This window comes from Gillisella taibaishanensis (assembly GCF_001938985.1).
Lineage (GTDB): Bacteria > Pseudomonadota > Alphaproteobacteria > Rhizobiales > Rhizobiaceae > Allorhizobium > Allorhizobium taibaishanense.
Window position 1 is genome coordinate 280,137 of sequence record NZ_MKIN01000019.1, and the last position, 24,802, is coordinate 304,938.

Here is a 24,802-nt window from a genome sequence, read left to right on the forward strand (position 1 = left end):
ATAGCCAGGTGTCCATCGGGGGAAACAGTGAGGATATCGTCGCGAGTGCTGGCGGATCGGCTGATCGCTGAAATCGATGCGGTGCTGAACCGGCAGGTCAATGCCATCCTGCATCATACCGACTTCCAGGCAATGGAAGCGCGGTGGCTGGGCCTTGCCATGCTGGTGCGCGAAGCAAGCAGCAGCCCCGATGTGAAGATCCGGGTGATCAGCGCCAGCTGGAAGGAATTGGCGCGCAGCATGGAGCGCGCCACCGATTTCGACCAGAGCCACCTTTTTGAGCTGGTTTATAACCGTGAATTTGGCATGCCCGGTGGAGAGCCGTTCGGCTTGTTGGTTGGTGATTACGACCTCTCGCCGCAGGATCTCGAGAGTACCGACACGATCAGCACGCTGGCCCGGTTGGGCACAGTTGCGGCTGCCGCCTTCTGCCCGTTCATATCAGGCGCGTCGCCTGCTTCTGTTGGGCTTGAAAGCTTCCGCGAACTCAACCGCGTGCTCGATTTCTCCTGGCTGCAGCAGGATAAAGGTCGCCTTCGCTGGAACAGCCTGCGAGGCAACGAGGATTCCCGCTTCATCGGACTCGTGGCACCGCGCGTGCTGATGCGCCGTCCCCACAAACCCTTTTGGCGCAAGCGCAATGACGGCTTCCCGTTCCGTGAGCACATTGCAGAGAGTGGCGAAACGCTGCTTTGGGGCAATGGCGCCTTTGCCTTCGCCACTGTGATTTTGCGCACCTTTATCGATAGCGGCTGGTTTGCCGATATGCGTGGCGTGACCCAGGACGAGATCGACGGTGGCATGCTGGCGCCCTGGGAATTACCTGGCCTCGATACCGGCATCGAAAGTCACGGGCTGTCGGCGCAGCCGCCGGTCGAAGTGCGTCTGACCCGAATGCAGGAACTGCAATTTTCGGAACTTGGTCTGGTTCCCGTCTCTACGACCTATCTGTCGTCGAACGCAATTTTCAACGCCAATCAATCGCTGCATGCGCCGGGCCATTATTCCAGCGAAACGGCGCGGCAGAATGCGAAGCTTGCGGCAATGCTGCAATACGTCCTTTGCGCCTCACGCTTCTCGCATTACCTGAAGGTCATCATGCGCGACAATATCGGCCAGTTGTCGACCGCCAACGTCATTCAGCGCCGGCTGGAAGATTGGCTGTCCGGCTATACGCTCGGCAATGACGATGCCGAAGTATCGCTCAGAGGTCGCTATCCGCTGCGCTCGGCTGGTATACGCGTCACCGAAATTCCCGGCAAGCCGGGCGCGTTTTCCTGCACCGTGCGGCTACAGCCGCATTTCCAGCTCGACGATATCTCCACCAGCTTCCACCTCGTCGCCGAAACCTCGAATGCGGCCCTAGGCGCATCGGCCGGCGCGACGGACACGAAAAGGATTTTTGCATGAGCATCGCTTCCCGCCGCATCGCCGATCTGCTTGACAATGCCGATCTTCCCGGAGCGCTGGATGCCGTCAAGGCCGCGCTGAAGACCGGCGCTGCCGATCACGATCTGCGCCACCTCTATATCGATCTTTTGATCCTTGATGGCGACTACCAGAAGGCCGACAGCCAGTGCGAATTAGCCGTAAGGTTCCAGCCCGAGGACGCTCTGGGCTTTGCCCTGTTGCGCAGGCAGATCCGGGCAATGGAAGCCCGCAAGGCTTGGTTTGAGACCGGTGCGGTGCCGGATTTTCCGGGTGGACCGACGCAATGCGACACCATTGCGCTTAAGCTCAACCTGGCCCTGAAAGAGGGTGCTGGCGCGGAAGCGACCGCCCTTCTGGCCGAACTCGATGAACAACGCGGGGAAGTGCCGGTTTCGTTCAACGGCAAGTCAGTATCTGACGTGCGTGATCTCGATGACCGTATTCCGCACGCGCTCGAGGTTCTCACCGATGGCGGCGCCTATCTCTGGGTGGATTTCGCGCGGGTTGCGGCAATTGCCGTACAGCCTATCCGCAGGCCTCGCGATATGGCTTTCCGTCCGGCCGAACTGACGCTCGAAAGCGGCGCCGAGGCAGCCGTCCTGTTGCCGGCACTCTACTATGGTGCAGACGCTAGCGCTGCCCTGAAGCTCGGTCATGAGACTGAGTGGCTCGATTTGCCGGGCGGTCTCGTCGCCGGACTTGGCCAGCGCTGCCTTCTTGCCGGCGAGGACCTCGTGTCATTCCACGACATCGAGCGCCTTGAGGCACAGAGCGCGGCTGAAAAGCAGGCTGCCCATGGTTGATCCGCTACAGCGTTTCAGGCCGTCGGATCGAGTCTACAGCCGCTCCGTGCTCGACCGGTTGTTGGACGACACGCCCGATCTGGAGACTGACCAGCAGATCAGCCCGAGCGAACAGGTGCGCGAAATGCGCGAACTGATCCGTCGTGACCTGGAGGCACTTCTGAATACCCGGCGCTGCCCGCAGGCGCCGCCGGAAAAGCTGGGCGAGTTGCAGGATGCTCTCGTGTCCTACGGCGTAGACGGAATTCTCTCGGCAAGCCTCGTCACCGACGAGTCGAAGCTTCGCCTCGCCCGGTTGGTCGAGCGTCGCATTGCGCTGTTCGAGACGCGTCTCACCGATGTCAAAGTGACGATCCTGAAGGGCAGCAACGAAGGCGACCGGGCGCTGCGCATGCGCATCCAGGCGTCGTTTCGCCTGCATGACGGCATGCCGCCGGTTAGTTTTGAGTCGCGCATCGATCCATCCACCCAGGCATTTCGCATAGAGGCGTCGAATGGCTGAGACCTTTCTCGAGCGCTATAATGACGAGCTTTTTTCGCTGCGCCGGCGCGCCGAAAAATTCGCCCGTGCCTTTCCGAAGATTGCAGGACGGTTGAGGCTGTCGGGCGACGTAGCCGACGATCCCCATGTGGAGCGGATCATCCAGAGTTTTGCCTATTCCGCCGCCCGGGTACGCCAGAAGCTCGATGATGAGTTTCCCGAGCTGACTGACAGCCTCTTGGAGACGCTCTACCCGCATTATCTGGCGCCGGTGCCGCCCATGAGTATCGTGCAGTTCGCACCGGGTGCGACTCTGTCGGCCATGCAATTGCTGCCGCGCCATACCGATATCGTCAGCGAGCCGGTTGGTGGCGATCCCTGCCAGTTCCGTACCACGCAGGATGTGGAAGTGGTGCCGCTGACGGTCAGCGCGGCGACCCTCACGGGTCTGCCGCTGGATGCCCCGCCGGCACCCTTCGCAGGCGCGGCCGGCGTGCTGCGTCTGTCATTGCGCTCGACCGCGCCCACCCAGGCGACGATGGCTGGGCTAGGGATAAAGCGGCTGAGCTTTTTCATTGCTTCTGCCTGGGCGCAAGCTGCAACCTTGTTTGAGCTTCTGGCCAACCATTGCATTGGCATGGCACTCGCCCGTCATTCTGAGGACCGCAATGCGATCTTTCTGCCTGCGGAAAATCTGAAGCCCATGGGCTTTGATCCTGAACAGGCCATGCTACCGACGGCGTCAGGCAGCTTCGCCGGTTATCGGCTGCTCACCGAATTTTTTACCCTGCCGCAGAAGTTCCTGTTTCTGAGCGTCAACGGTATGGACCGCTGGCCTGGCGACGATGTCGAGCTTTACATCTACCTCGACAGCAGTGATGCCCGTCTGGAGCGCATGGTGTCTGCCAGCGACATCGCACTTAACGCCTCCCCTGTCATCAATCTCTTTCAGCAGAGCTCCGAGCCGATGACGCTCGATGGCAGCCGCACGGAATATCCATTGCTCCCGGATAGTCGCCGTCAACATACCCGGGAGATCTATACCATTGAGCAGGTTCGGCTCTCCACTCCGTCTGGCGAGGAGCAGACCGCCCGGCCTTTCTTCGGGCGCAGCCAGAAAGGCGCCAATAACAGCGTCTTCTGGCAGGCGATCCGCCGTTTCGACGAAGACGATGGGTCTTCCGACACACAGATCGCTTTCGTCGATCGCGACAAGGGGCCGCTCGAGCCAGTTGGCATGACGGCGAGCGTCGACACGCTTTGCCTCAACCGTGATCTTGTTGGCCAGCTTCCCTTTGGCGGTGGCCATCCCCATCTGCAATTCGTCAAGCGCAACGAGGCAATCGACACGATCAAGGCGCTGCTGCCGTCCACACCGACCATTCGCGTTCACGAAAAGGTCGCGCGGCAGTGGCGGCTCGTTTCGCATCTGTTGCTCAACCATCTTTCGCTGTTCGACAATGACGGCTCGGCGCTGAAGGACATCCTGTCGCTTTATGCGCTGCGCGATGCGCCTGAAACCCGTCAGTTGGTGGAGGCGATCAGCCGAGTGGAGGCGCGCCATACTCTTGCCCGGCTTGGTTCCGCCATGGTGCCGGGCACGGAGGTTACCATTGAATTCGACCCTGCGATGATCGACCGACCAGCCGCCTTTATTTTTGGCAGCGTTCTCGATCATTTTTGCGGGCTCTACACTTCCGTCAACAGCTTCACCCGGCTGACGCTGACTATGCGTGGCCAGTCCGAACCCATTGTCCGCTGGCCCGCTCGCGCGGCAGAGCGGCCTTTGCTGTAGGGGTGGTGGCGATGAATATTCAAATCAAACCGCAAGAGAACAGCGACGACGAGACCGTAGCTCGACTGCTGGAGAAAGACCCCGGCCATTTCGAGCCCACCACAGCATTTCGCATCGCTCAGCACTTGGCTGGAGAGGCGGGACTGGATGTTGGTCCTCATACCGGCATTCAACCGGCCCCGCTAGCTGTCAGCGGTTTCCGCCGCAAGCTGCAAGGCACAGTCGTCAAATCCGCCTTTGCACCGCTGGTCGGCCCGCTTGGCGCATTGCCGCCGGAATATAACGAATTGCTGCTGCGTGAGGAGCGTCGGCGCTCTCGCGCGCTGATCAGCTTCCTCAATCTGTTCGCCATCCGCTTTTCGGAACTATTCGTTGCGGCCTGCGAGAAGTACCGTCTGGCGCGTCGGCTGCGCTGGACGGCGAACCGCAAGGACAACACCTTCCGCAAGGTGCTGCTGTCGCTGACAGGTTTTGGGACTGCCGGTCTGGTCGAGCGCGCCGGGATTGACGAGGACGTCATCCTGCGGTTCTCAGGCTTTTTCGCCGACCGCACCCGCAATGCGACGAACCTCCGGGCCATGCTGGAGGAATATTGCGGCCTGCCGGTTGAAATCGAGCAGTTTCGGCCGCGTTGGGTGTCGATCCCGCCAGAAGATCGTAGCCGTATGGGCAAAGCCGCCGGAGGTGGAGGCGGTCTCGGCTCGGGTCCAAGGCTTGGCGTCAACGCCATGGCGGGCGCGGCAGTGCTCGACAGAAGCGGCGCACTCAGGATCGTCATCGGGCCGGTCGGCTACGACGACTATATCAGCCTGTCGCCGGGCACGGCTCGGCTTGCCGAAATCTTCGCCCTGACTCGGCTTTTCATCGGCAATGGTTTCGATATTGACGCGCAAGTGGTGCTGAAGAAGGAAGATATCCCCTTCTGCCAGATGGGCTCGGCTACCATGCCGGCGCGGCTCGGCTGGAACAGTTGGGCACGGCTTGGCGAAGCGCTTGTCGACAGCCGGGACGCTATCGTCAGTGAGCATCAAGCCATGCCGGCGGCTCTGCAGGCAGGAGGGCGCCCATGAAGTTGGAACTGCGCCCTCAAGTTGCCAACACCGTCAAGGGCCAGTCAATCTGGTCGCTGGATTATGGTCGCCGCACCATTGGCCGCTCGCCGAACTGCGACTGGCAGGTGGCCGACGATCAGTGCCGTGTCTCCAAATTGCATTGCACGATTGCCCGGGACCGCGACGGCTATGAGCTGAGCGACCAAAGTGCCAACGGCACGCTGGTTGACGGAAAGCTCCTGCTGGAAGGCGACAAGATCCGCCTGCGCCACGGGGCTGTCATCGATCTGCGCGGCCACCGCTTTACCGTGTCGATCGTCGGCGAGCCATTGCCCGATTCCGCTGATGCCGATCCCGCCGTACCGCTTAGCAATGAGACGCCGACTATTTCGTCCATTCTGGCTGATATCGCACCGAACGGAACGACGGCGCGCAGCCTGCTTGGCGAACGTCAGGTGGAAGAGCCCTGGAAGCGGCCCGCGCAGGGAGACAGTCATTTCTCGGTTAGCTCCATTATCGGGAAGGCAGGACCGCAGAAGGAAAAAAGCATAAGCCGTAATGTTGATATCGGCTGGAGCGGCCCGCCTCAGGTCGACGGTTTGCAGCCTGTGCTGCCTGAAAACTGGCTCGACGACGATGCCGATGGCAGCAGCATGGAGCATCTTGCAGCTCCGAAGACCTTTGTGACCATTGCACCGCCGCTGCGCCGGGAAAGCCAGCCTGCGCCACAAGAACCGCGCGAGCCTCCAGCCGTCGACGATTTCGATGCCGTATTCGCCGATCGGCAAGAAGCGGCGGCTGCGCGTCCCGCCGGGATATCGCCAGCTGATCTCCAGGCGGAGCGGATGGGTGCTGCGCTTGTGCGAATTGAGGAGGCACTGGGCGACAGCATGGCGGCCTTCGATCTGCCATCGGACGCCCTGCCCTCTCTCTCCGTTGCGACGGGTGGTGGGATTGCCGACCGCCTCGAGGCAATAGCCGAACGGCAGGAGGCTCTGGCCGCCCTGCTGCAAACAATGATGCAGGTGGCGGGACGGGTTTTCGATCCGCGCCTCCTGGAGGCGCGGGTGGATGCGGCAATGCCGGTGCGGCTACCTTTCCTGGCCGGGCGCGATTACTGGGCCGCCTATCGGCAGATGTTTGAAGCCGAAGGTCGAATTTTGTCATTCAGAGATTTCATGCGTCGCGCCGCAACCGGCGAAACCGCACCGGAGACGGCTGCGGAACCAGCCGAACAGGCGCCGACGGAACACGTAATGGGGGTAGAACCGTCAAATGAGACATGAAAACAGGGTTGCCTGGAGCGAGGGCATGTTCCTTCGCGTGCAGCATTTCCAGCAATCGGATCGATGGACGGAGCGGCTGGTGCGCTCGGTGTCGCGCAGCCTCTCACCCTATCCCTGGGGCATTCTTGAGATCGGTCTCGATCGCAGCGCGCTCGCCATCGGCCAATTTGCCCTGTCCGGCCTGCGCGGCATCCTGCCCGATGGCACGCCCTTCGATGCGCCCGAAGATACCGATCTGCCGGCAGCACTCGAACTCGACGAATCCGTCAAGAACGCCATCGTTTACCTGGCGCTGCCGGCCCGTCAGCCCGGGAAAGCCGACATGGCCCAGACGGGAGCCGCAGCGGCAAACAGCGTACGCCTTCTCGGCTCGCCCTATGAGGCCCCGGATGCCAATGTCGAAACCGACTTCATCGCCCCTATCGATGTTGCGAGGCTCAATCTGCGGCTTTTGAAGACCGGCGACGATCTGGCTGGATACGAGCTGCTGGGTCTTGCGCGGGTGACGGAAGTGCGCTCCGACAAAGCGGTGCTGCTCGACCCGGATTTCATTCCGCCGAGCCTCAACTGTATGGCATCGTCCCGCCTCAACGAATTGATGACCGAATTGCTTGGCATCGTGCGTCACCGGGCCGAGGCAATTGCCGAGCGGATCGGCGATCCCACTATTCGCGGCACGGCTGAAGTTGGCGATTATTTCTTGCTGCAGATCCTCAACCGGGCTGACCCGATGCTGAAACATGCGCTCGCCAATGCGACGCGGCTGCATCCCATGAGCTTTTACGAGCTGTGCATTCAGCTGGCCGGTGAGCTCGCAACCTTCACTATGGACAGCAAGCGGGCGACGGATTTCCCTGCCTACCGTCATGACGACCTGAAGGCGACCTTCGGCGCCGTGTTCGAGGATCTGCGTACATCGCTCTCTTCGGTATTGGCCCAGTCGGCGGTTGCCATCGAACTGGTCGAACGTCGCCACGGCGTGCGTGTCGGCACCATCAACGACCGCACTCTTCTGCGCGATGCCGGCTTCGTACTGGCGGTTCGCGCCGACATGTCGGCGGAAGACGTGCGCCGCACCCTTCCAGCCCGCATCAAGATCGGTCCGGTCGAGCGCATCGCCGAACTCGTCAACGTCGCGCTGCCGGGCATTCCGGTCCGACCACTCCCTGTTCTCCCGCGCCAGTTGCCTTACCGCGCAGGCACGATCTATTTCGAACTCGATACCAAGACACCGCTGTGGAAACAGCTGGAAACATCAGGAGCTATCGCCCTGCATCTTGCCGGCGATTTCCCTGGCCTTGAACTCGAAATGTGGGCCTTGAGAGAATGAGCAACGACCGGCCTTCTTCTTGGCAGGATCTGCCGACCGTGGTGGAAGTAACGGAGGAAAAGCGCCTCCAGGACGACACCGCGCGCAAAGTCGCTGACCTGCTCGACGGTGAAACAGCACCTGCGGCGGCCGCCGAAAGCGGTCCGCGTTTGGCGGTCGCCCATTTGATCGACGATTTCCGCTTCGGCAGCAACGAGATGCCCGTTATGGTGCGATCGGCTGCACCGCTGCTCAATGTCGCGCATGAACTGCGGCTTCGGGCCGAGCAGCCCGATATCGCCGAGTTGCGTCAGGTGTGCATCAACGCTGTCAACCGCTATGAGCGCGATCTCGCCAGCGCCCGCATCAGCCCGGAGCGGGCGCGCGCCGCCCATTACGTGGTCTGCGCCACCATCGATGATGTGGTTCTCTCCACCCCCTGGGGAGTGCGAGCCGGTTGGGCGCGCTCGGGCCTGGTCTCGACCTTCCATAATGACGTAACCGGCGGCGACCGGGTGTTTGACATCCTAGACCATTTCCACCAGTCGCCAGGCGCCTCTAAGGACCTTCTGCTGCTGATTTACCTTTGCCTGTCGCTCGCCTTTGAAGGCCGCACCAGGGTTTCGTCCAAGGGTGCGCTGGAACTCGCCCGTATCCGCGACAGTCTCTACAAAACCTTGCTTGGCCAATATGGCGTGTTCGAGCGGGAACTGTCGCCGCATTGGAAAGGTGTCAACGCCCGCCATAAGCCGCTCCGCACTATGGCGGCGCTCTGGACGGTGCTGTCGCTGCTGGCCTTGGCGCTCGGGCTTGGCTACCTATTCTTCACGCTGACGCTCAACGACAGTTCCGATCGGACCTTCGAGCGGCTGGCAAAGCTTGGCCCAACCGACACGCCCGGCGTTCTGATCACCGTTCCCGTGCGGGAGGAGCCGGTTAAGGCTCAAGAGCCACCACCTCTGGTGGTCCCACCGATAAAGCAGACGCCGCCGCAGCCAAGCCGGCTGCAAAATCTCATAACCTTCCTCCAGCCGGAGGTGCAGAAGAACCTCGTTTCGCTCTCCGACGCAAATGGGCGGCTCAGGGTGCGCATCAACAATTCGGGTCTGTTCGACGTCGGCAGTGCCGATGTGAAAGACCAGTTCAAGGATCTACTGCAACGGATCGGTGGCGCCTTGGCGGCAGAGAAATTCCGTGCCGTGGTCATTGGTTACACCGATAATGTTCCGATCAAGACGATCCAGTTCCCGTCGAATTGGCATCTGTCGCAGGCCCGCGCCAAGGCCGTTGGTGATATTCTCTCTGCCTTTACCGGTCCTGATGCGATCCTGACCGAAGGTCGGGCAGACAGCGATCCGATAGCCAGTAACGACACGCCGGAAGGCCGTGAAAAGAACCGGCGCACCGAAATTCTGGTGCTGACCAACCCGGACGAAAGGATCACCGATGCCGGCATTCTGACGCCAGCCATCGAAAGCAAAGACCCCAACGACAATAATCAGGCTCCGGGCACGGGTGCCGGAGCGCCGCAGGGAGGCAAGCCGTGATCAATCCACTCAGCTGGTTCTATACGATCCGCTCCTATGTGGATTCCTATGCCGGTGTGCTCGGGCGGCGGTTCATTTCGCTGATCTGGGTCATCGCGCTCTGCGTCCTCATCTGGTTCTACGGCTATCTCGCCGCCTTCGGCAGCTTCAAGCCGCTGGCCAGCGTATCGGCTCGCATCTGGACCATGGTGGCGATCTTTGCCATCTGGGCCGCTTATATGATCGTTACCCTGGTGCGCGCCAAGCGGCAGGACAAGGAACTGGTCGACGATATCGAGGCGCAGGCCTTCGCCAACCGCGAGGCAGAAGTCAGCGAAATCCGCAATCGCTTGCAGGAAGCGCTGGCGCTGCTGCGGCGCATCACCAAGCGCCGGTTCGGCTATATCTACGAACTTCCCTGGTACGTGATCTTCGGCGCTCCCGGCTCCGGTAAAACGACGGCGCTCACCAATTCAGGCCTGCAATTTCCGCTTGGAGATGCGCTCGGCAGCGATGCGGTGAAAGGCATCGGCGGCACGCGCAATTGCAATTGGTGGTTCGCCGACCAGGCAATCCTGATCGACACCGCCGGACGCTACACCACCCAAGACGACCTTGATGGCTCATCCAAGGCTGGTTGGGAAGGATTTCTCAGCCTGCTGCGCCGTTACCGCCGCTCGCAGCCGGTCAATGGTGCCTTGCTGACGCTCTCGATCGGCGATCTCATGACCCGCGATCCGGAAGCCCAGCGCGAGGAATTAAGGGCAATCCGCAAACGCCTTGCGGAATTGGATGAGCGTCTGGGCGCCAGGGTGCCGGTCTACGTCCTGTTGACCAAAGCCGATCTTCTGACCGGGTTTGTCGAGTTCTTCGACAGCTTCAATAAGAGCGATCGCGAACAGGTCTGGGGCATGACCTTCGGGCTTGAGGAAAGCTACGGCGCCAAAACGCTGCCCGAGCGGTTCGGTGAAGAATTTGCCCTGCTGCAGCAGCGTGTCGACGCGATGTTGATCGAGCGACTGCAGCAGGAGCAGAGCGCCGACCTGCGCGGCCGGATCTTCCGCTTTCCGGCCGAACTGGCGGGCCTCCAGGAAAAGCTTGGCGAAGCGATCAGTGAGCTCTGCACCGGCTCCTCCCTCGTTGAAGCGCCGCTGATCCGTGGCATCTATTTCGTCTCGGCCACCCAGCCGGACGAGAGCCTGTCGCGCGCCATCGTCAGCCGCACGCGGCGCAGTTATTTCCTGCCGCGTCTGTTCAGCGAAGTAATCTTCAACGAAGCGGCGCTGGTTGCCCGTGACAAGCGGCTATCCTCTCGCCAGGTTCTTTTGCGTCAGTCCGTCTGGGGTCTGGCAGTTGCGGCCGTCGTCATCGTCTTTGCCGGCTGGACAGTCACCTTCTTCCAGAACCGGGCAGCCCTTGCCCAGGCGGAAGAGCATCTCGACGCCTATGACAAGCTGATCCAGGACGTACAGGTCCGTAATGTCTCCGATGCGGATTTTCTGCGCGTACTCCCGGCGCTGGATAATCTGCGTGCCGTGCCGGCGGGCTTTGAAAATCGTCCAGTTTGGGCCGCGAGTTTCGGTCTGAGCCAAGGCGACAAGATCGCTGGCCGCCAGCGTGATGCCTACCAGCGGGCTCTGAACGGTTTGCTGTTGCCGCGTATGCTGGTGCAGTTGCAGAAAGACCTAACGGTCGAACATGACGTGACGCGCACCTTCAACGCCCTGAAGCTTTATGAAATGCTCGGCGGCCTTGGACGGCTGGATCGCGATTTTGTCTCCGCTCAAGCGGCGCAGATGTTTAATGCGCTCTACCCCGGCGAAGGCCGGGCGATGGCTCGTAACGCTTTGATCCAGCATGCAAGCGCCATGGCGGGCGGTGTGCTACCGCCGGTCGAACTCGACAAGCGGCTGATCGACAAGGCGCGGGAAACGATCCAAAATCAAACTGTTGCCGAGCGCGCCTTCGACATTTTGGCGGGCTCACGCGCGGCCCGGGCATTGATGCCCTGGCAGCCGTCGCTGGCATTCGGTGGCCTTGGCGAAAAAGCCTTCATCCGCAAAACCGGTGCGCCACTAACCGATGGTGTGGAAGGCCTGTTCACCTCGACAGGTTACCGGACCGTGGTTCTTCCGCGTCTTGCCGATGCGGCACGGGAAGCCCTGCAGGAAGAATGGGTGCGCGGCTCCAATGCGCAGTTGCGTGGCCAGACTCTGGAATCGGTCGCCCAGGCTGCGATGCAGATCTATTATGATCGGTTCGAACAACGCTGGACCTCGGTGCTGGGGGATGTCGCTGTGCGCCCATCTCAAAACCTCAGCGATGCCGTCGAAACCACCCGCATTCTGTCCAATGAACGTAATATCGTTGCCCAGGCAGCGCGCTCGATTGCCGACGCCACGGATCTTCGCCCGAAGGGCGATACGTCAGGCATGTCGGTTCTGGTATCGTCTGCGAGCGGTGACACGGTTGCGGCCATGCTCAGTTCCTCGATGGCCGCGCCTGATCCGTTCGGCCGGCTACGCGAGGCGCTGGATACGCCGGCAGCGGATGATGGCCGAAAAGCTGCGACGACGTCCAAGAGCGGGAGCGACAAGCCGGCTTCTCAGGTCGATGCAGTGCTGCCTGTCATCACAGCCTTGCATGACCAACTCGCCCGAGCTGTGACCACCTCCGCTGAAGTGGCAAAGGTCTTCGACGTCGACAGCCAATTGACCCGCGCCAACCAGGACCTGTTGCAGGACGCCCGCCGCCTGCCCGGGCCGCTGGATGTGTGGATGGCTGGCCTTGCCGCCGATACCGGTTCGCTGGCCGTCAAATCGGCACGCGGCCGGATTTCCGATCTGTGGTCCACGGAAGGAGCAAGCCTTTGCTCGTCGATCGTCACCGGACGCTATCCTTTCGACCGATCGTCCAGCCGCGATGTTGCGATGAACGACTTTATCCGGCTGTTCGGGCCGAAGGGGCTGTTCCAGAGCTTCTTCAAACAGCGAATGGAGGCTTTTGTCGATCAAACCGTCTCGCCGTGGGCATGGAAGGGCACGTTTGGCGCAGCCGGGATGGCAAGCGATGGCGTTGCGCAGTTTGAGCGGGCCGACCAGATCACCCGCGCCTTTTTCCCCAATGGCAGCGAAACGCCGTCGATCGCCATCAACGTAAAGCCGGTATCGCTTGGGGACTCCTCGACAGCTGTCATGCTTGAAATCCAGGGAGAGCGGGTGGTGTATTTCCATGGTCCGGTGCAGGCAAAGACCATTACCTGGCCCTCAAAGGATGCCGCAAGCATGTCCCGCATCGCCTTCCAGCCAGGCGGCTGGCAGCAGGCGAAGACGGAAAACGGTGACTGGTCGGCGTTCCGGTTGTTCGACGACGCGCAGGTCGAAAATCAGAGTGACGACCTGTTCCGGGCGAAGTTCACCAACGACAATCAGGTAGCCGAGTTCGACGTACAATTCGGCTCGGTGCTGAATGCCTATAGGCTGAAGGCACTGAACGAATTTGCCTGCCCGACCCAGTTCTGATGTTGCGCCTCTGATCCCAAGCGATCAGGGGCCGGCAAACGATAGCCCGTAGCGAAGCTGCGGGCTGCACCGTTAGGAAAAAAGAGGCAATCCATGGCATTGCGACCTGCCCCGACAGAAAAGGCACCCGTCGCCGACCGGATCGGCTTTTTCGGTAAATTGCCGAGCCATGGCGACTTCCTGTCCGAAGGGCTGGAGCGCGATATGGTCGCGACGCTGGACGCTTGGATCAGAGGCGGTCTCTACGCCTGCGAGCAGGAGTTCGGCGCGGCTTGGGCCGAACTCTTTGCCGCCTCACCGCCATGGCGGTTTATCGTCGAGAAAGGCGTGTGGGACGGTGCCGCTCATGCCGGGGTGATGGTCCCGAGCCGCGACAGGGTCGGGCGCAGTTTTCCACTCATCGTCATGGCGCAGATGCATCGGTTCAGCTATCACCCCCGCACGCTGTTTCTTGACCATACCTGGTTCATGGCCGCCGAAGGCCTCGCAGAGTCGACGCTGACGAGGGAGTTCGATCTCGGTCGCTTTACCGAAAACCTGAAACGCATGCGGCTGCCGCGTCCGCAGGAAGATGAAGGTGCCGCCACCGCCAGCAAGGATGGCACGGCCCTGTGGTGGTATATCGATCCGCAGACTGCAAAGCCTCAGGGACTCCGGTTATCGGGCCAGCCAAAGCCTGAAGACTTCCTCAGGCTTTTCCGGCAGAGCACCGCAGCGCGGCAGCCAGCACCAGCAGCGCCGCAAGCTCCCTCACCTGCGTCCCCCGTTCCGGCGCGTGCGGCCACGGCCGCCGCACCTGTGCCGCCACCGCAGCGGGCGGCCACCACCTCTCGCCCAGTCACGGCCCGCTACAGCTACGCCAGCCACGCCGGTACACGCTTTTCCATCAATGCGGACGGACTGTTTTTATGTGACAAGCCAGCCGTATTCGCGATTGCCGACGGCGTGGGCGACGACACCGCTGCCCAAGAGGCTGCCCGCCATACCGCCGGTCAATTTGCGGGTATCGATGATGCTGGCGATCCCGAGGGCATGCTGCAGGCCATCAAGGGCAAACTTGGTCGCGCAAATAGCCTGCTTCTCGCCCGCAGCCAGAGAACCGACGGAAGCGCGCCGGCCGCAAGCGTCGTAGTCGCATCTGTCGTTGCGGATCAGCTCGTGCTGGTCTGGGCTGGCGACGCGCGTGCCTATTTGCTGCGCGACGGAACGATGGTGCCCCTTACCCGTGATCATGTGTCGGTGGGACTGCAAAAACGCCTGCGCCGTGGCGTCGGTTTGGAGCAGCAATTTCTGCCGGAGACATCGGTGAGCGCTGTTTCGCCGGGTGATCGCCTGCTGCTCTGCAGTTACCCGCTGGTGCAGGTCCTCTCCGAGCGTACGGTTGCGGAAATTCTGCAGGACTGTCATGGGAGCGACGGCGCCGAGCAATTGGTGCAAGAAGCATTGATTGCCAATGTCCGCGAAAATGTCAGCGCAATCCTCATAGACCCGGCGCCGCAACATGCTGGCAGCTGAGGAATTCGCCGAGATCGCGGCCCGCTTCACGACGCTGATGCATGCGGTCCGCGGTTTGGAAGGAGAGGGTCGACGTCTCGCGATTGACCAATTGCGCAACGCCCTTGACCGACAGGCAGAAGCACTATTCCCTTCCGAGCCCGGCTTTATCGCTGGCACGTTTTCCGTCGAAGACCTAATGCATCAGGGTCAGCATAGCCGGATCTTGAAGCTGCGCCATCGCGATATCGGTACGCTGCATGTCTTGAAAACCTTGGCAACAAGCGCCGCGATGGCTGGACCGAGCGAGGTCGAGCGGTTGATCGGCGAGGCGAAAATTGGACTCAGCTTGAACCACCCTACGCTGACGGCATGCACGATGCTGCTACGGCTACCGGATGGCAGTCCCGGCCTCCTTCAGCCGTGGGGAGGGCATTCGCTGCTACACCATCTTGAGGTGCGGCGCAGGAATGCTCTGGGTCTCGCTCAGTCACGGCAACAGACTGGTTCAGCTACGGGCACGACGGAACAATCCAGGCTAGATAAGGCGGATGGGCCTCCCGATCCCCGCCAGATCCTCACCGCTCTGTTGTGCAGCGTTGATGCCTTGCATAACAAAGGCTTGGTCCATGGTGATATCAGCCCTGCAAATATCCTAATCAACGAGACAGTCGACAGCGCGTCACCGGCAATCACCCTGGCAGATTTTGGCCTGACGATAGAAATCGGGCGCCGATGGAGAGATCTTGGTCTCGCATCGATCGGGACACCTGATTACAGCGCGCCGGAACAGAGCGCCGATACACCGGCGACACCAGCAATGGATCTCTTTTCGGCTGGCCGCGTGCTACAGCGAATTCTTGACGCGCTTGGTGACCAGTTTAGCCCCTCAAGCGACCGCGATAGACTCGTTGCTATCTCTGCTGAATTAACGGCCGCCGATCCTGCCGCGAGACCAAAAAGCGCCAGAGAAGCTCTGGCGCTTTTACAAGAACGATCAACAATCTAGAGGCTGTCGCTTTAGTTTGCGGAAGAGCCCGGCAGCGGTGCTGCAGAGGTTGACGGAACCTTCTGATAAACCGTCAGCAGTTTTGCCGCATCGACCATGCCGGAATTGTTGGCATAGAGCACGTCGCCCTTCTGCATCTGGAACAGCTGCATCAGCATGATGCTCGATGCGTCCTTCATATTGACGTGGTAGATGACAGGCTTGCTAGTCGTGACCATGGTCACGGGACCCTTGGCACCACCCGCCATCGTCGTCGAGGTCGGCACCTGGATCAACTGATTGCGGAAGACATAGACATTGCGAGCATCGGCACGGTCGTCGAGCAAGCCGCCGGCTCGTCCGACAGCCTGGGCAAGCGTCAACTTGCCGGTTTCGAACTGGAATTCACCCGTGCTCTTGAAGGCGCCGAGCGCGGTATAGCTCGCCGCGTCGCCATCGACGATCAACTGATCACCCGGCATAAGCATGATATTCTGCTTGTCATCGTTCATGACCCGCTCAAGCGTCGTCGTGGCGCGCTCCCGGCCTCTGATCACCGTGACCTTGGCAGCCTGCGGCGCAACTGAGGCGCCGCCCGACTGAGCAATTACGTCAAGCACGCGCTCGCGGCGAGCTGTCAGAGGAACCTTGCCAGGTGTTTTGACGCCGCCGCTGACGATCACGGCGCTGGAAGGCTTGTCGACAACAGTGACAACGGCCTGAGGATTGACCGCCGAGCCTTTCATACCCTGAACGACACGGTTCTGCAGGCCTTCGGGTGTGGAATCCGTAACGCGTTGCTTGCCAACGAAGGGCATCGTCACATAGCCCTGCTGATCAACGGTGAAGCGACCCAGGTTCAGGGTGCTGCTATGGGTGGAGGAGAACAGTCCCTCCTCACCGGTATCGAGCAGCGTCACATCGATGACATCGCCCGGCCGCAATCTTTGCTGGTTATAAACGCCACGCAGCGCGGTTAAGCCGGCATCGTTAGCCGCCATTTGTGGCGGAGCCGCCGTAACGGCCGGCGCCTTCGACAGCTCGATCACAGGCACCTTGCTGTTGCTGCCTGGAAACGTCGTGGAGCGGATAGCACTGGCGCTCGGCCCATCCGATGGTCTTGCGCAGCTCGACAAAACCGCGATCAGAAGGACTGGCAATAGCTTGCGCATTCAATGCTCCAATCTAAGAATCAATATCGGAAAATAGATAGCAGTGATGCGCTAACGAACAATTGTAAAAACGGCGACATGCCGCAAAAACGACATTCAAAAGACACATGTGGCTTTTCCGCAACCCTTGCGCAAGAAGCGCCTTATGCGCCTGGTCTTGATGAACAGCAAAACCAAATATCGCACCGGGAATGACGGCAATGGAGGCGCGGTAAAAGTCGCTTTAAATGCAACGAGCGGTGCCAGCAGCGAGGTGACATTCACTGTTTCACTTTTATGGTGTTGGACGAAGCCGGTGGCGTCGGCTCACCGTCAAATTGCTTGACGTTCAGATACCGCAGACAATCGTTTGCCCCGTCAGCGTAATCGCGGCCTTGCGGACTTCTATGGGCCTATGAAATTCATCCACCGACCGGTTCCTCATGAAGGGCGTGCGCTTAGAGGCGGCACAGAGGCTTGCCTCGCGTCAGAATAGATAAGACTTATCGAATGTCATTTTAATCGGCATATTTTGGGTCTCGCACCATAGTTCGATAGGAATGTCTTATCGATGCGATCAATAAATCCAACTTAAAATTAACATCAACCTCCTTTAAGAAGGAGTTGGGAGGACGTCCGTCAGGCCATTGAAGCCGCGTCCCGCTCAAAAGGATGAACCGTCACACACGAGTCGATTGTTGGCGGTACACTCTTGAACGGTCGACGGAGCGGGCCCCTTTTGGACAAACATTATTCAAGGAGACTCCTATGGATACTAAGGTTGAAACTGGCGGAAAATGTCCTGTTGATCATGGCCAGGGCAGTGCCAAGGGTCGGGGCAACAAGGACTGGTGGCCCGAGCAGCTGGACGTGCAGATCCTGCACCAGAAAAACAAGATCGCCGATCCAATGGGTCCCGACTTTGATTACGCTGAAGAATTCAAATCGCTCGACTATCAGGCGCTGAAGCAGGACCTGCACGCGCTGATGACCGATTCGCAGGATTGGTGGCCGGCAGACTTTGGTCATTACGGCGGCCTGTTTATCCGGATGGCCTGGCACAGCGCCGGCACTTATCGCATCACCGACGGCCGTGGTGGCGCCGGCGCCGGCCAGCAGCGGTTTGCTCCGCTCAACAGCTGGCCTGACAATGCCAACCTCGACAAGGCCCGTCGCCTGCTGTGGCCGATCAAGCAGAAATACGGCAACAAGATTTCCTGGGCCGACCTATTCATTCTGACCGGCAATGTCGCGCTGGAATCGATGGGCTTTAAGACGTTCGGCTTTGCTGGCGGCCGCGCTGACACCTGGGAGCCGGAAGAGCTGTTCTGGGGGCCGGAAGGCACCTGGCTGGGCGATGAGCGCTACAGTGGCGAGCGTGAACTTTCCGAGCCGCTCGGCGCCGTGCAGATGGGCCTGATCTACGTCAACCCGGAAGGCCCGAATGGCAATCCCGATCCGCTCGCGTCGGCCCGCGACATCCGCGAGACGTTCCGCCGCATGGCCATGAACGACGAAGAAACCGTCGCCCTGATTGCCGGCGGTCATACCTTCGGCAAGACCCACGGCGCCGGTGACCCGTCGCTGATTGGTGCCGATCCGGAAGGCGGCGCGCTGGAAGACCAGGGCCTCGGCTGGAAGAGCAAGTTCGGGACAGGCTTTGGCGCGGACACGATCACCGGCGGCCCTGAAGTCACCTGGACGCAGACGCCGACCCAGTGGAGCAACTTCTTCTTCGAAAACCTGTTCGGCTTCGAATGGGAACTGACGACGAGCCCGGCCGGCGCGAAGCAATGGCAGGCGAAGAATGCGGAAGCAACGATTCCGGACGCACATGACCCGTCCAAGAAAAAGCTTCCGACCATGCTGACCAGCGACCTCGCGCTGCGCTTCGACCCGGCTTACGAGAAGATCTCGCGCCGTTTCCTCGAAAATCCCGCTGAGTTCGCTGATGCCTTTGCCCGCGCATGGTTCAAGCTGACCCACCGCGACATGGGTCCGAAGGTCCGCTACCTCGGTCCGGAAGTCCCTGCCGAAGATCTGGTATGGCAGGACGTCGTGCCCGCCGCCGATCATCCTGTCGTCGACGACAAGGACGTGGCCGACCTGAAAGCCAAGGTTCTCGCGTCCGGCCTCTCGGTGCAGGAACTGGTGTCGACCGCCTGGGCTTCGGCCTCGACCTTCCGCGGTTCCGACAAGCGCGGCGGTGCAAATGGCGCCCGTATCCGCCTTGCCCCGCAGAAGGACTGGGAAGTCAACCAGCCGGCTCAGCTCGCCAAGGTGCTTTCGGTGCTTGAAGGCATTCAGAAGGATTTCAATGCTGCCCAGACTGGCGGCAAGAAGATCTCGCTGGCCGACCTTATTGTTCTGGCCGGTGGCGCTGCCGTTGAAAAGGCGGCAAAGGCTGGCGGCAACGACATCGTCGTTCCGTTTACGCCTGGTCGGGCCGATGCCTCGCAGGAGCAGACGGATGTCACCTCCTTCGAAGCGCTGAAGCCGCGTGCCGATGGGTTCCGCAACTACCTGAGCGGCCGTCAGTTCATGAAGCCCGAGGAATCCCTGGTCGACCGCGCCCAGTTGCTGACCCTGACGGCGCCTGAAATGACGGTTCTCGTTGGCGGTCTGCGGGTTCTCAAGGCTGGCGATCCAAAGCATGGCGTGCTGACCCACACCCCGGAAGCGCTGACCAACGACTTCTTCGTCAACCTGCTCGACATGCGCAATCAATGGGCGCCGGTCGAAGGCGAAGATGGCGTCTATGAAGGCAAGGATCGCAAGACCGGCGAACGTCGCTGGACCGGCACCCGCGTCGATCTGATCTTCGGTGCGCATTCGCAGCTGCGTGCGCTTGCTGAAGTCTACGCCCAGTCCGATATCAAAACGAAATTCGTCAAGGACTTCGTGGCTGCTTGGACCAAGGTGATGAACGCCGATCGTTTCGATCTGGTCTAATCCAATTCATCTTCCCGGGCGCGGCGAACGCCGCGTCCGGGAGGGTCTTAATATTCCGCGAGGGTCTTAATATATTGCGTCAGAACCGGTCGATGACGCTGATACCAATATCGCGTGATTGGTCCATCGCCATGAGGATCGGCACTGCTTCGGAGAGGCTCACCCGGTTGCCTATAAGCTTTTGTGGACTAATCTGGCCGGTCTCGATCATCGCCATCATCGCATCGTAGCGCCAGGCCTGCATGCCGTGGCTGCCGTAGATCTCGAGTTCGTGAGCAATGACCTGCGCCATCGGTATTTTTGCCGTCGCGTGCTCGCCAAGCATCAGGCCGACCTGAACATGCCGCCCGCGCCGTCTGAGATTGCTGATCGAGTTGAAGCTGGTGGTCGGATTGCCGAGCGCATCGATGGAGACGTGGGCGCCGCCCTTCGTGATTTCTCTGATGGCCTCTACCGTATCGGCAACTGCAAGCGAATTCACCGTCGCAACGGCTCCGCATTCTCTCGCGAAAGCGAGTTTGTCATCAAAAATGTCTACCGCAACAACATTTGCGCCTAGCGCCGTGGCGATCATGATCGCCGAAAGCCCGACGCCACCGCAGCCATGCACTGCCACCCAGTCTCCTGGACGGGTCCGAGCCTGATCAACGACAGCGCGGAAAGACGTGGCAAAGCGGCAGCCGAGGCTCGCCGCCGTGGCATCGTCGACACCATCGGGCAACGTCACCAGATTGGTTTCGGCATAATCGATTGCGACATATTCAGCGAAGGACCCCCAGTTGGTGAAACCGGGCTGGAACTGGTTTGGGCAGACTTGCTGGTTGCCGGAGTGGCATTCTGCGCAATGGCCGCAACCGGACACGAAGGGCACCGTCACGCGGTCGCCTATCTTGAAACGCGACACCAGCTTTCCGACCGCAACAATTTCGCCGGCAAATTCATGGCCTGGAACATGCGGCAGGCTGATATCGGTGTCATGCCCCATCCAGCCATGCCAGTCACTGCGGCAGAGCCCTGTCGCCCCAACCTTGATGACCACGCCGTTTTGCGTCGGGGTCGGATCCGGCACCTCGAGAATTTCAGGGGCCTTTTCGAACAGTTCGAAAAGCATCGCTTTCATTGCACAACCTCCACATTCTGCCGCGAGAAAGCGGGTAAATACCTACCCGAAAATCCCGCTGCGAACAGCTGTTATGGAGGAGAAACCGAAAGACTTGAAGGCTGCGATGGCTGGGGAAGTCGAAATTTTGACGTCTGCAAAACGACCAACTCATTTTCACTGCTACGGCAACCGTCGCAGGCAGAACAGACGACCGAGTCAGATCACCACGGGCTGTCACCTCGCTTTTTGCGCATCCTGACCGAGTTGCAGCGCGGATGCGAAATCCGTCAGGATCTGCTGGTAGTCCTCGACTTCGAATTCGTAAGGCAGTTCCAGGCGCAGTTCCGAAACTCGTGGCAGCACGGGATCTTGCGACAGGATCTCGGCAATTTCTTCGATCGAGCCAATGATATCAGGAAGAAACAGCGTCTGCTTAGGGCCGTTAGGCGCTAGGGTACGCGCGGTTCGGCGTTCGACAAAGTCCGCATAACGCCTCCGGGTCACCGCATCCGCACCGTCAGTGGGAAGAATGACCCGTCCTAGCCCAATGCGTGGCAGCGTCTCCTGCGTCCAGTTCTCCAGAAACCTGTCTATCAGCCGTTGCTGGGCAGTCAGAAAATCGTCGGTCCCTTCGCCGGTGATAATGTTACCTGTCAAAAGATGGAAGCCTGCCCTCCCCGCCCAGGTGGCCGAGGCAAGCGAGCCGCCGCCATACCACAGGCGTTGGGTCAGACCACTGGCGAACGGCCGCAGGCGGGGCACTTGTGAACCCGCGGCATTGCCCGCGATCGCTTCATTTGCAAGTGGCGCGCTCGAGAGAGCTCTCGCCAGACGCTCTGCACGCGCATAGCTGAAGTCCAGTTCCTCGACCGGATCGATGAGATCGCCAAGCAATTTGGAGAAGGGCGGCGGCCCGGCTGAAACGCCGACATTCAGCCGGCCTCTGGAGAGCACGTCAACCGTAGCAAGGTCCTCCGCAAGGCGAAATGGATTTTCGTAACCCAGTTGGATCACAGCGGTCCCAAGCTCTATGTGTCGAGTGCGCTGGGTTGCCGCTGCAAGAAAGGTGGCCGCAGACGAAATGCCACGTTCCAGATGCCGCTGTCGCACCCAAGCGCTGTGATAGCCAAGACGTTCGCCAAGCTCGATCAGGCGAAGCGTCTCTTCCAGGCCGGAGAATGGATCGTCGTCGCGATAGTTGCCGGGCACAAGGAATGCAATGTTGCGAAGATGGGCAAAGGGCATGCTGGATGATCCCGTCCTTATTCCGCTGCCTGATGGAGCGCGAGCCGCGCTTCGATCTTCCGTGCTTGCTCTGCCTTGATGCTGTTGACCCGATCTGTTGCAGCATCAAACGACGCGGCGGGTTGCGCGACAGGCGTCTGGCTCACCTCGCCGGCTCGGCGGCCGATCATTTTTTCGAATGGCAGAGAGCGGTACAGCGCGGGATCGGCTTCAAGGTCAAAGAGTGGCCGGTAGCCAAGCGAGAGATAAAGAGAAACGGCTTCCGGCTGCAGAAATCCGGTTGTCAGATATGCACGGCTATAGCCAAGGGTCGCGGCACTTTCCTCCAGTGCGATCATCACCTGGCGGGCGAGTCCTTGCCGGCGCAGCGCGGGATGGGTCCAGACCCGCTTGATCTCGGCGACGTCATTGTCATGGCTCATGAAGGCGCCACCGGCAACAGTCTCCCCATCACGCTGAAGCAACAGAAAGTCGCCGAAAGGCGGCGCGAATGCTTGCGCCGGATAACGCTCGACTTCGGCCCGAGCGCTGCCGGGGCGCTGGTTCACATGTCCGTATCGACTATCATAGTCCTTGATCAGCGCGTCGATGAGAGGACGGGCGATCTCGGAGTGAGGCGAGGAACGAAGAATGACGGTTTCGGTCATATCTGTCTCCGTTGAAAGAGTGTCGCTGGGAAGGACGCCCGCTACAGCAGCTACAAAAGATCCGTAAATGCAGCAGGCGAGCGTACGATCAATATTTCGGCAAGCCCGGCGGATTGGTCTCAGACTTTGCCAATCTCTCATCAGCCAGCCCCCACCGATCCAGAATTTTGGCATAGGTGCCATCCGCGATCAGTCCGTTTGTGGCTATCGTCAGGGCATTGGCCAGCCCCGAGCCTTTGCGGGTGACGATCGCTACGTCCGAACGCTCAGGCCATCCGGCAGACAACAATCCGACAGCGCGGATGTTCTTGTCACGTTTGCTAATGAAGACGAGCGTCGAATATGGCTGCACGATCACGTCCGCTCGGCCTGACTGTAGCGCAATGAGTTGAGTGGCCTCATCATCATAATATTGCAGTTCAAGCGGCTTCAGACCTGCCTTGCGGTTTTCCTCGCTCCACCGCAACAGGATGCGCTCCTGATTGGTACCGGCCCCCACGATTACCCGGAGCCCGGCTGCATCCTTTGGCTCGGAAATAGCTTTCACCGCACTATCCAACCGCACGAAAAAGCCGTGGCCGCCACGGCGATAGGTAGAGAAGTCGAACTTCTCCTTGCGTTGCTCCGTGACCCCGACATTGGAGATGACGGCGTCATACTTGCCCGATGTCAGCCCCAGTGGCCAATCCGCCCAGGCAACTGGAATGATCTGCAGCTGCAACCCGAGGCTCTCGGCAATCGCCGACGCATAGTCGGGATCGGAGCCAACCACCGTCTGAGCGTCCGTGGCGTATGTATTCAGCGGCGGCCCGCCAACCGCAGACGCCACGGTGAATTTACCGGGCGTCGCAAACCTGAAATTCTCAGGAATGGCGCCGATTGCCTCCGCATTTCTTGTCGCATGAACACGGCCATTCTGCTCCGGCGACAGGTCGTAACCGTCGGCGGCCAGAGCCGGCAACGCAAGTGCCGCGGCGATAGTGGCAAGAGCGCTGATCGCAAGAGATCTGAATTTCATCATGATTGTCATCCGCCTTTGACGTGGGAAGACATGCGCGGGCGGCGCCGCGCATGCGGGGTTCGGCTTAGGATTTCGGAAGGCCGGGCGGGTTGGTGCGCGATTGTGTCACCGCTTCAGCCGAGAGGTTCCAGCGGGCAAGGACCTTGGCATAATTGCCATTTTTGATCTGCTCATTCACCGCAGCGGTAACCGCATCGGCAAGGCCCGCACCTTTTTTGGTCGCAACGGCTATTTCCGCGGTTTGGGGCCAGCCGCCGGAGAATGTGCCGACAAGCCTGGTCTTCTTTTCCTTCGCAGATTTGTAGGCTGAGGTCGCGTTCGGTCCCAGATAGGCGTCAGCACGTCCGGACTGTAGCGCGACGTCCAGTACGGCTTCGTCGTCGTAATATTGAACATCGGTCGCAGCCAAACCCTTGGCCTTGTTGGCCTCGATCCAGCGCAACAAGATCTGCTCCTGATTTGTGCCGGATGCGACGATCACCCTTAGTCCGGCCACGTCTTCCGGCTTGGAAATGCTTGTAATCTTGCTGGCCACCGGCACGTAAAAGCCAAGCAGATCATTACGATAGGACGAGAAGTCGAATTTGAGCTTTCGCTCTTCCGTGACTGTGATGTTGGTGACAGCGGCATCGAAACGACCGGAGGTGACGCCCAGTGGCCAGTCGGCCCAGGCGATCGGCACGAGTTCCAGCTGCAAACCCAAGCTGTCTGCGACCAGCTGGGCAAGATCCGGCTCGCTACCAATGGCGGTCTTGGTGTCGCTGGCATAGGCGGCAAACGGAAGACGGCCAGGATTGGTCGCGACGGTCAGTTTCCCAGGTGTGACGAACTTGTAATCGGCCGGGATCAGCTTGATTGCGGCATCGACCTTTTCGACGCGGATCCGATCATTTTGGTCTGGGTTAAGATCGGCATCCTGGGCGCTTGCACCTGACACGACGAGGGAGAACAGGCCGGCTAGGGCGAGTCGGAGCAGACGAGATTTGCGATACATGAAG

18 protein-coding genes are annotated in these 24,802 nt (G+C 60.3%); 12 read left to right on the top strand and 6 right to left on the bottom strand.

Annotated elements, in window-relative coordinates; genetic code table 11:
* The first annotated feature begins 45 nt into the window (after positions 1-45).
* From tssC to BJF91_RS04800, 11 genes are all read left to right on the top strand, one after another.
* The gene (gene tssC / locus BJF91_RS04750; protein ID WP_184412866.1) at positions 46-1,410 is read left to right on the top strand and encodes a type VI secretion system contractile sheath large subunit; all 1,365 of its coding nucleotides are present in this window, start codon (positions 46-48) and stop codon (positions 1,408-1,410) included.
* Positions 1,407-2,234 (top strand): type VI secretion system accessory protein TagJ, encoded by an 828-nt coding sequence (locus BJF91_RS04755; protein ID WP_075613327.1) that lies wholly within the window; start codon positions 1,407-1,409, stop codon positions 2,232-2,234. The genes tssC and BJF91_RS04755 overlap by 4 nt, the downstream gene beginning before the upstream one ends.
* A complete protein-coding gene (gene tssE / locus BJF91_RS04760) occupies positions 2,227-2,736 on the top strand; it encodes a type VI secretion system baseplate subunit TssE (RefSeq protein ID WP_075613328.1) in 510 nt (169 codons plus the stop codon). The genes BJF91_RS04755 and tssE overlap by 8 nt, the downstream gene beginning before the upstream one ends.
* Positions 2,729-4,510 (top strand): type VI secretion system baseplate subunit TssF, encoded by a 1,782-nt coding sequence (tssF, locus tag BJF91_RS04765; protein ID WP_075613329.1) that lies wholly within the window; start codon positions 2,729-2,731, stop codon positions 4,508-4,510. Before tssE ends, tssF begins: the two co-directional genes overlap by 8 nt.
* Before the next feature lie 11 nt (positions 4,511-4,521).
* On the top strand, positions 4,522-5,580 hold the full coding sequence (gene tssG / locus BJF91_RS04770; protein WP_075613330.1) for a type VI secretion system baseplate subunit TssG: 1,059 nt from the start codon (positions 4,522-4,524) through the stop codon (positions 5,578-5,580).
* A complete protein-coding gene (locus BJF91_RS04775) occupies positions 5,577-6,848 on the top strand; it encodes an FHA domain-containing protein (RefSeq protein WP_075613331.1) in 1,272 nt (423 codons plus the stop codon). Before tssG ends, BJF91_RS04775 begins: the two co-directional genes overlap by 4 nt.
* A complete protein-coding gene (gene tssK, locus BJF91_RS04780; RefSeq protein ID WP_075613332.1) occupies positions 6,838-8,178 on the top strand; it encodes a type VI secretion system baseplate subunit TssK in 1,341 nt (446 codons plus the stop codon). Before BJF91_RS04775 ends, tssK begins: the two co-directional genes overlap by 11 nt.
* The gene (gene tssL, locus BJF91_RS04785) at positions 8,175-9,704 is read left to right on the top strand and encodes a type VI secretion system protein TssL, long form (RefSeq protein ID WP_075613333.1); all 1,530 of its coding nucleotides are present in this window, start codon (positions 8,175-8,177) and stop codon (positions 9,702-9,704) included. Before tssK ends, tssL begins: the two co-directional genes overlap by 4 nt.
* Positions 9,704-13,204: a type VI secretion system membrane subunit TssM gene (tssM, locus tag BJF91_RS04790; protein WP_075613429.1), complete on the top strand. Its 3,501-nt coding sequence runs from the start codon at positions 9,704-9,706 to the stop codon at positions 13,202-13,204. Before tssL ends, tssM begins: the two co-directional genes overlap by 1 nt.
* 93 nt (positions 13,205-13,297) lie before the next feature.
* On the top strand, positions 13,298-14,719 hold the full coding sequence (gene tagF / locus BJF91_RS04795) for a type VI secretion system-associated protein TagF (RefSeq protein WP_075613334.1): 1,422 nt from the start codon (positions 13,298-13,300) through the stop codon (positions 14,717-14,719).
* Positions 14,706-15,707: a protein kinase domain-containing protein gene (locus tag BJF91_RS04800; RefSeq protein WP_075613335.1), complete on the top strand. Its 1,002-nt coding sequence runs from the start codon at positions 14,706-14,708 to the stop codon at positions 15,705-15,707. The genes tagF and BJF91_RS04800 overlap by 14 nt, the downstream gene beginning before the upstream one ends.
* Positions 15,708-15,718: 11 nt before the next feature.
* Here the strand turns inward: BJF91_RS04800 and BJF91_RS04805 are convergent, their stop codons facing one another.
* Complete coding sequence (locus BJF91_RS04805; protein ID WP_075613336.1) at positions 15,719-16,858, bottom strand: polysaccharide biosynthesis/export family protein; 1,140 nt, start codon at positions 16,856-16,858, stop codon at positions 15,719-15,721.
* Between the two features lie 747 nt (positions 16,859-17,605).
* On the opposite strand from BJF91_RS04805, the gene katG reads away from it, so the two are divergent.
* Complete coding sequence (gene katG / locus BJF91_RS04810) at positions 17,606-19,789, top strand: catalase/peroxidase HPI (protein WP_075613337.1); 2,184 nt, start codon at positions 17,606-17,608, stop codon at positions 19,787-19,789.
* Between the two features lie 79 nt (positions 19,790-19,868).
* On the opposite strand, the gene BJF91_RS04815 is transcribed toward katG, so the two are convergent.
* From BJF91_RS04815 to BJF91_RS04835, 5 genes are all read right to left on the bottom strand, one after another.
* Positions 19,869-20,909, bottom strand: coding sequence for a zinc-dependent alcohol dehydrogenase family protein (locus tag BJF91_RS04815; protein ID WP_075613338.1), 1,041 nt, complete (start codon positions 20,907-20,909; stop codon positions 19,869-19,871).
* Positions 20,910-21,125: 216 nt separating this feature from the next.
* Complete coding sequence (locus BJF91_RS04820; RefSeq protein ID WP_075613339.1) at positions 21,126-22,136, bottom strand: LLM class flavin-dependent oxidoreductase; 1,011 nt, start codon at positions 22,134-22,136, stop codon at positions 21,126-21,128.
* 17 nt (positions 22,137-22,153) lie between these two features.
* Positions 22,154-22,783 (bottom strand): GNAT family N-acetyltransferase, encoded by a 630-nt coding sequence (locus tag BJF91_RS04825; protein ID WP_075613340.1) that lies wholly within the window; start codon positions 22,781-22,783, stop codon positions 22,154-22,156.
* Between the two features lie 88 nt (positions 22,784-22,871).
* Positions 22,872-23,804 carry an ABC transporter substrate-binding protein gene (locus tag BJF91_RS04830; RefSeq protein ID WP_075613430.1) on the bottom strand — a complete coding sequence of 311 codons (933 nt, stop codon included), beginning with the start codon at positions 23,802-23,804 and terminating at the stop codon, positions 22,872-22,874.
* A 64-nt stretch (positions 23,805-23,868) separates the two neighbouring features.
* Positions 23,869-24,798: an ABC transporter substrate-binding protein gene (locus BJF91_RS04835; RefSeq protein ID WP_075613341.1), complete on the bottom strand. Its 930-nt coding sequence runs from the start codon at positions 24,796-24,798 to the stop codon at positions 23,869-23,871.
* Between the last annotated feature and the right edge of the window lie 4 nt (positions 24,799-24,802).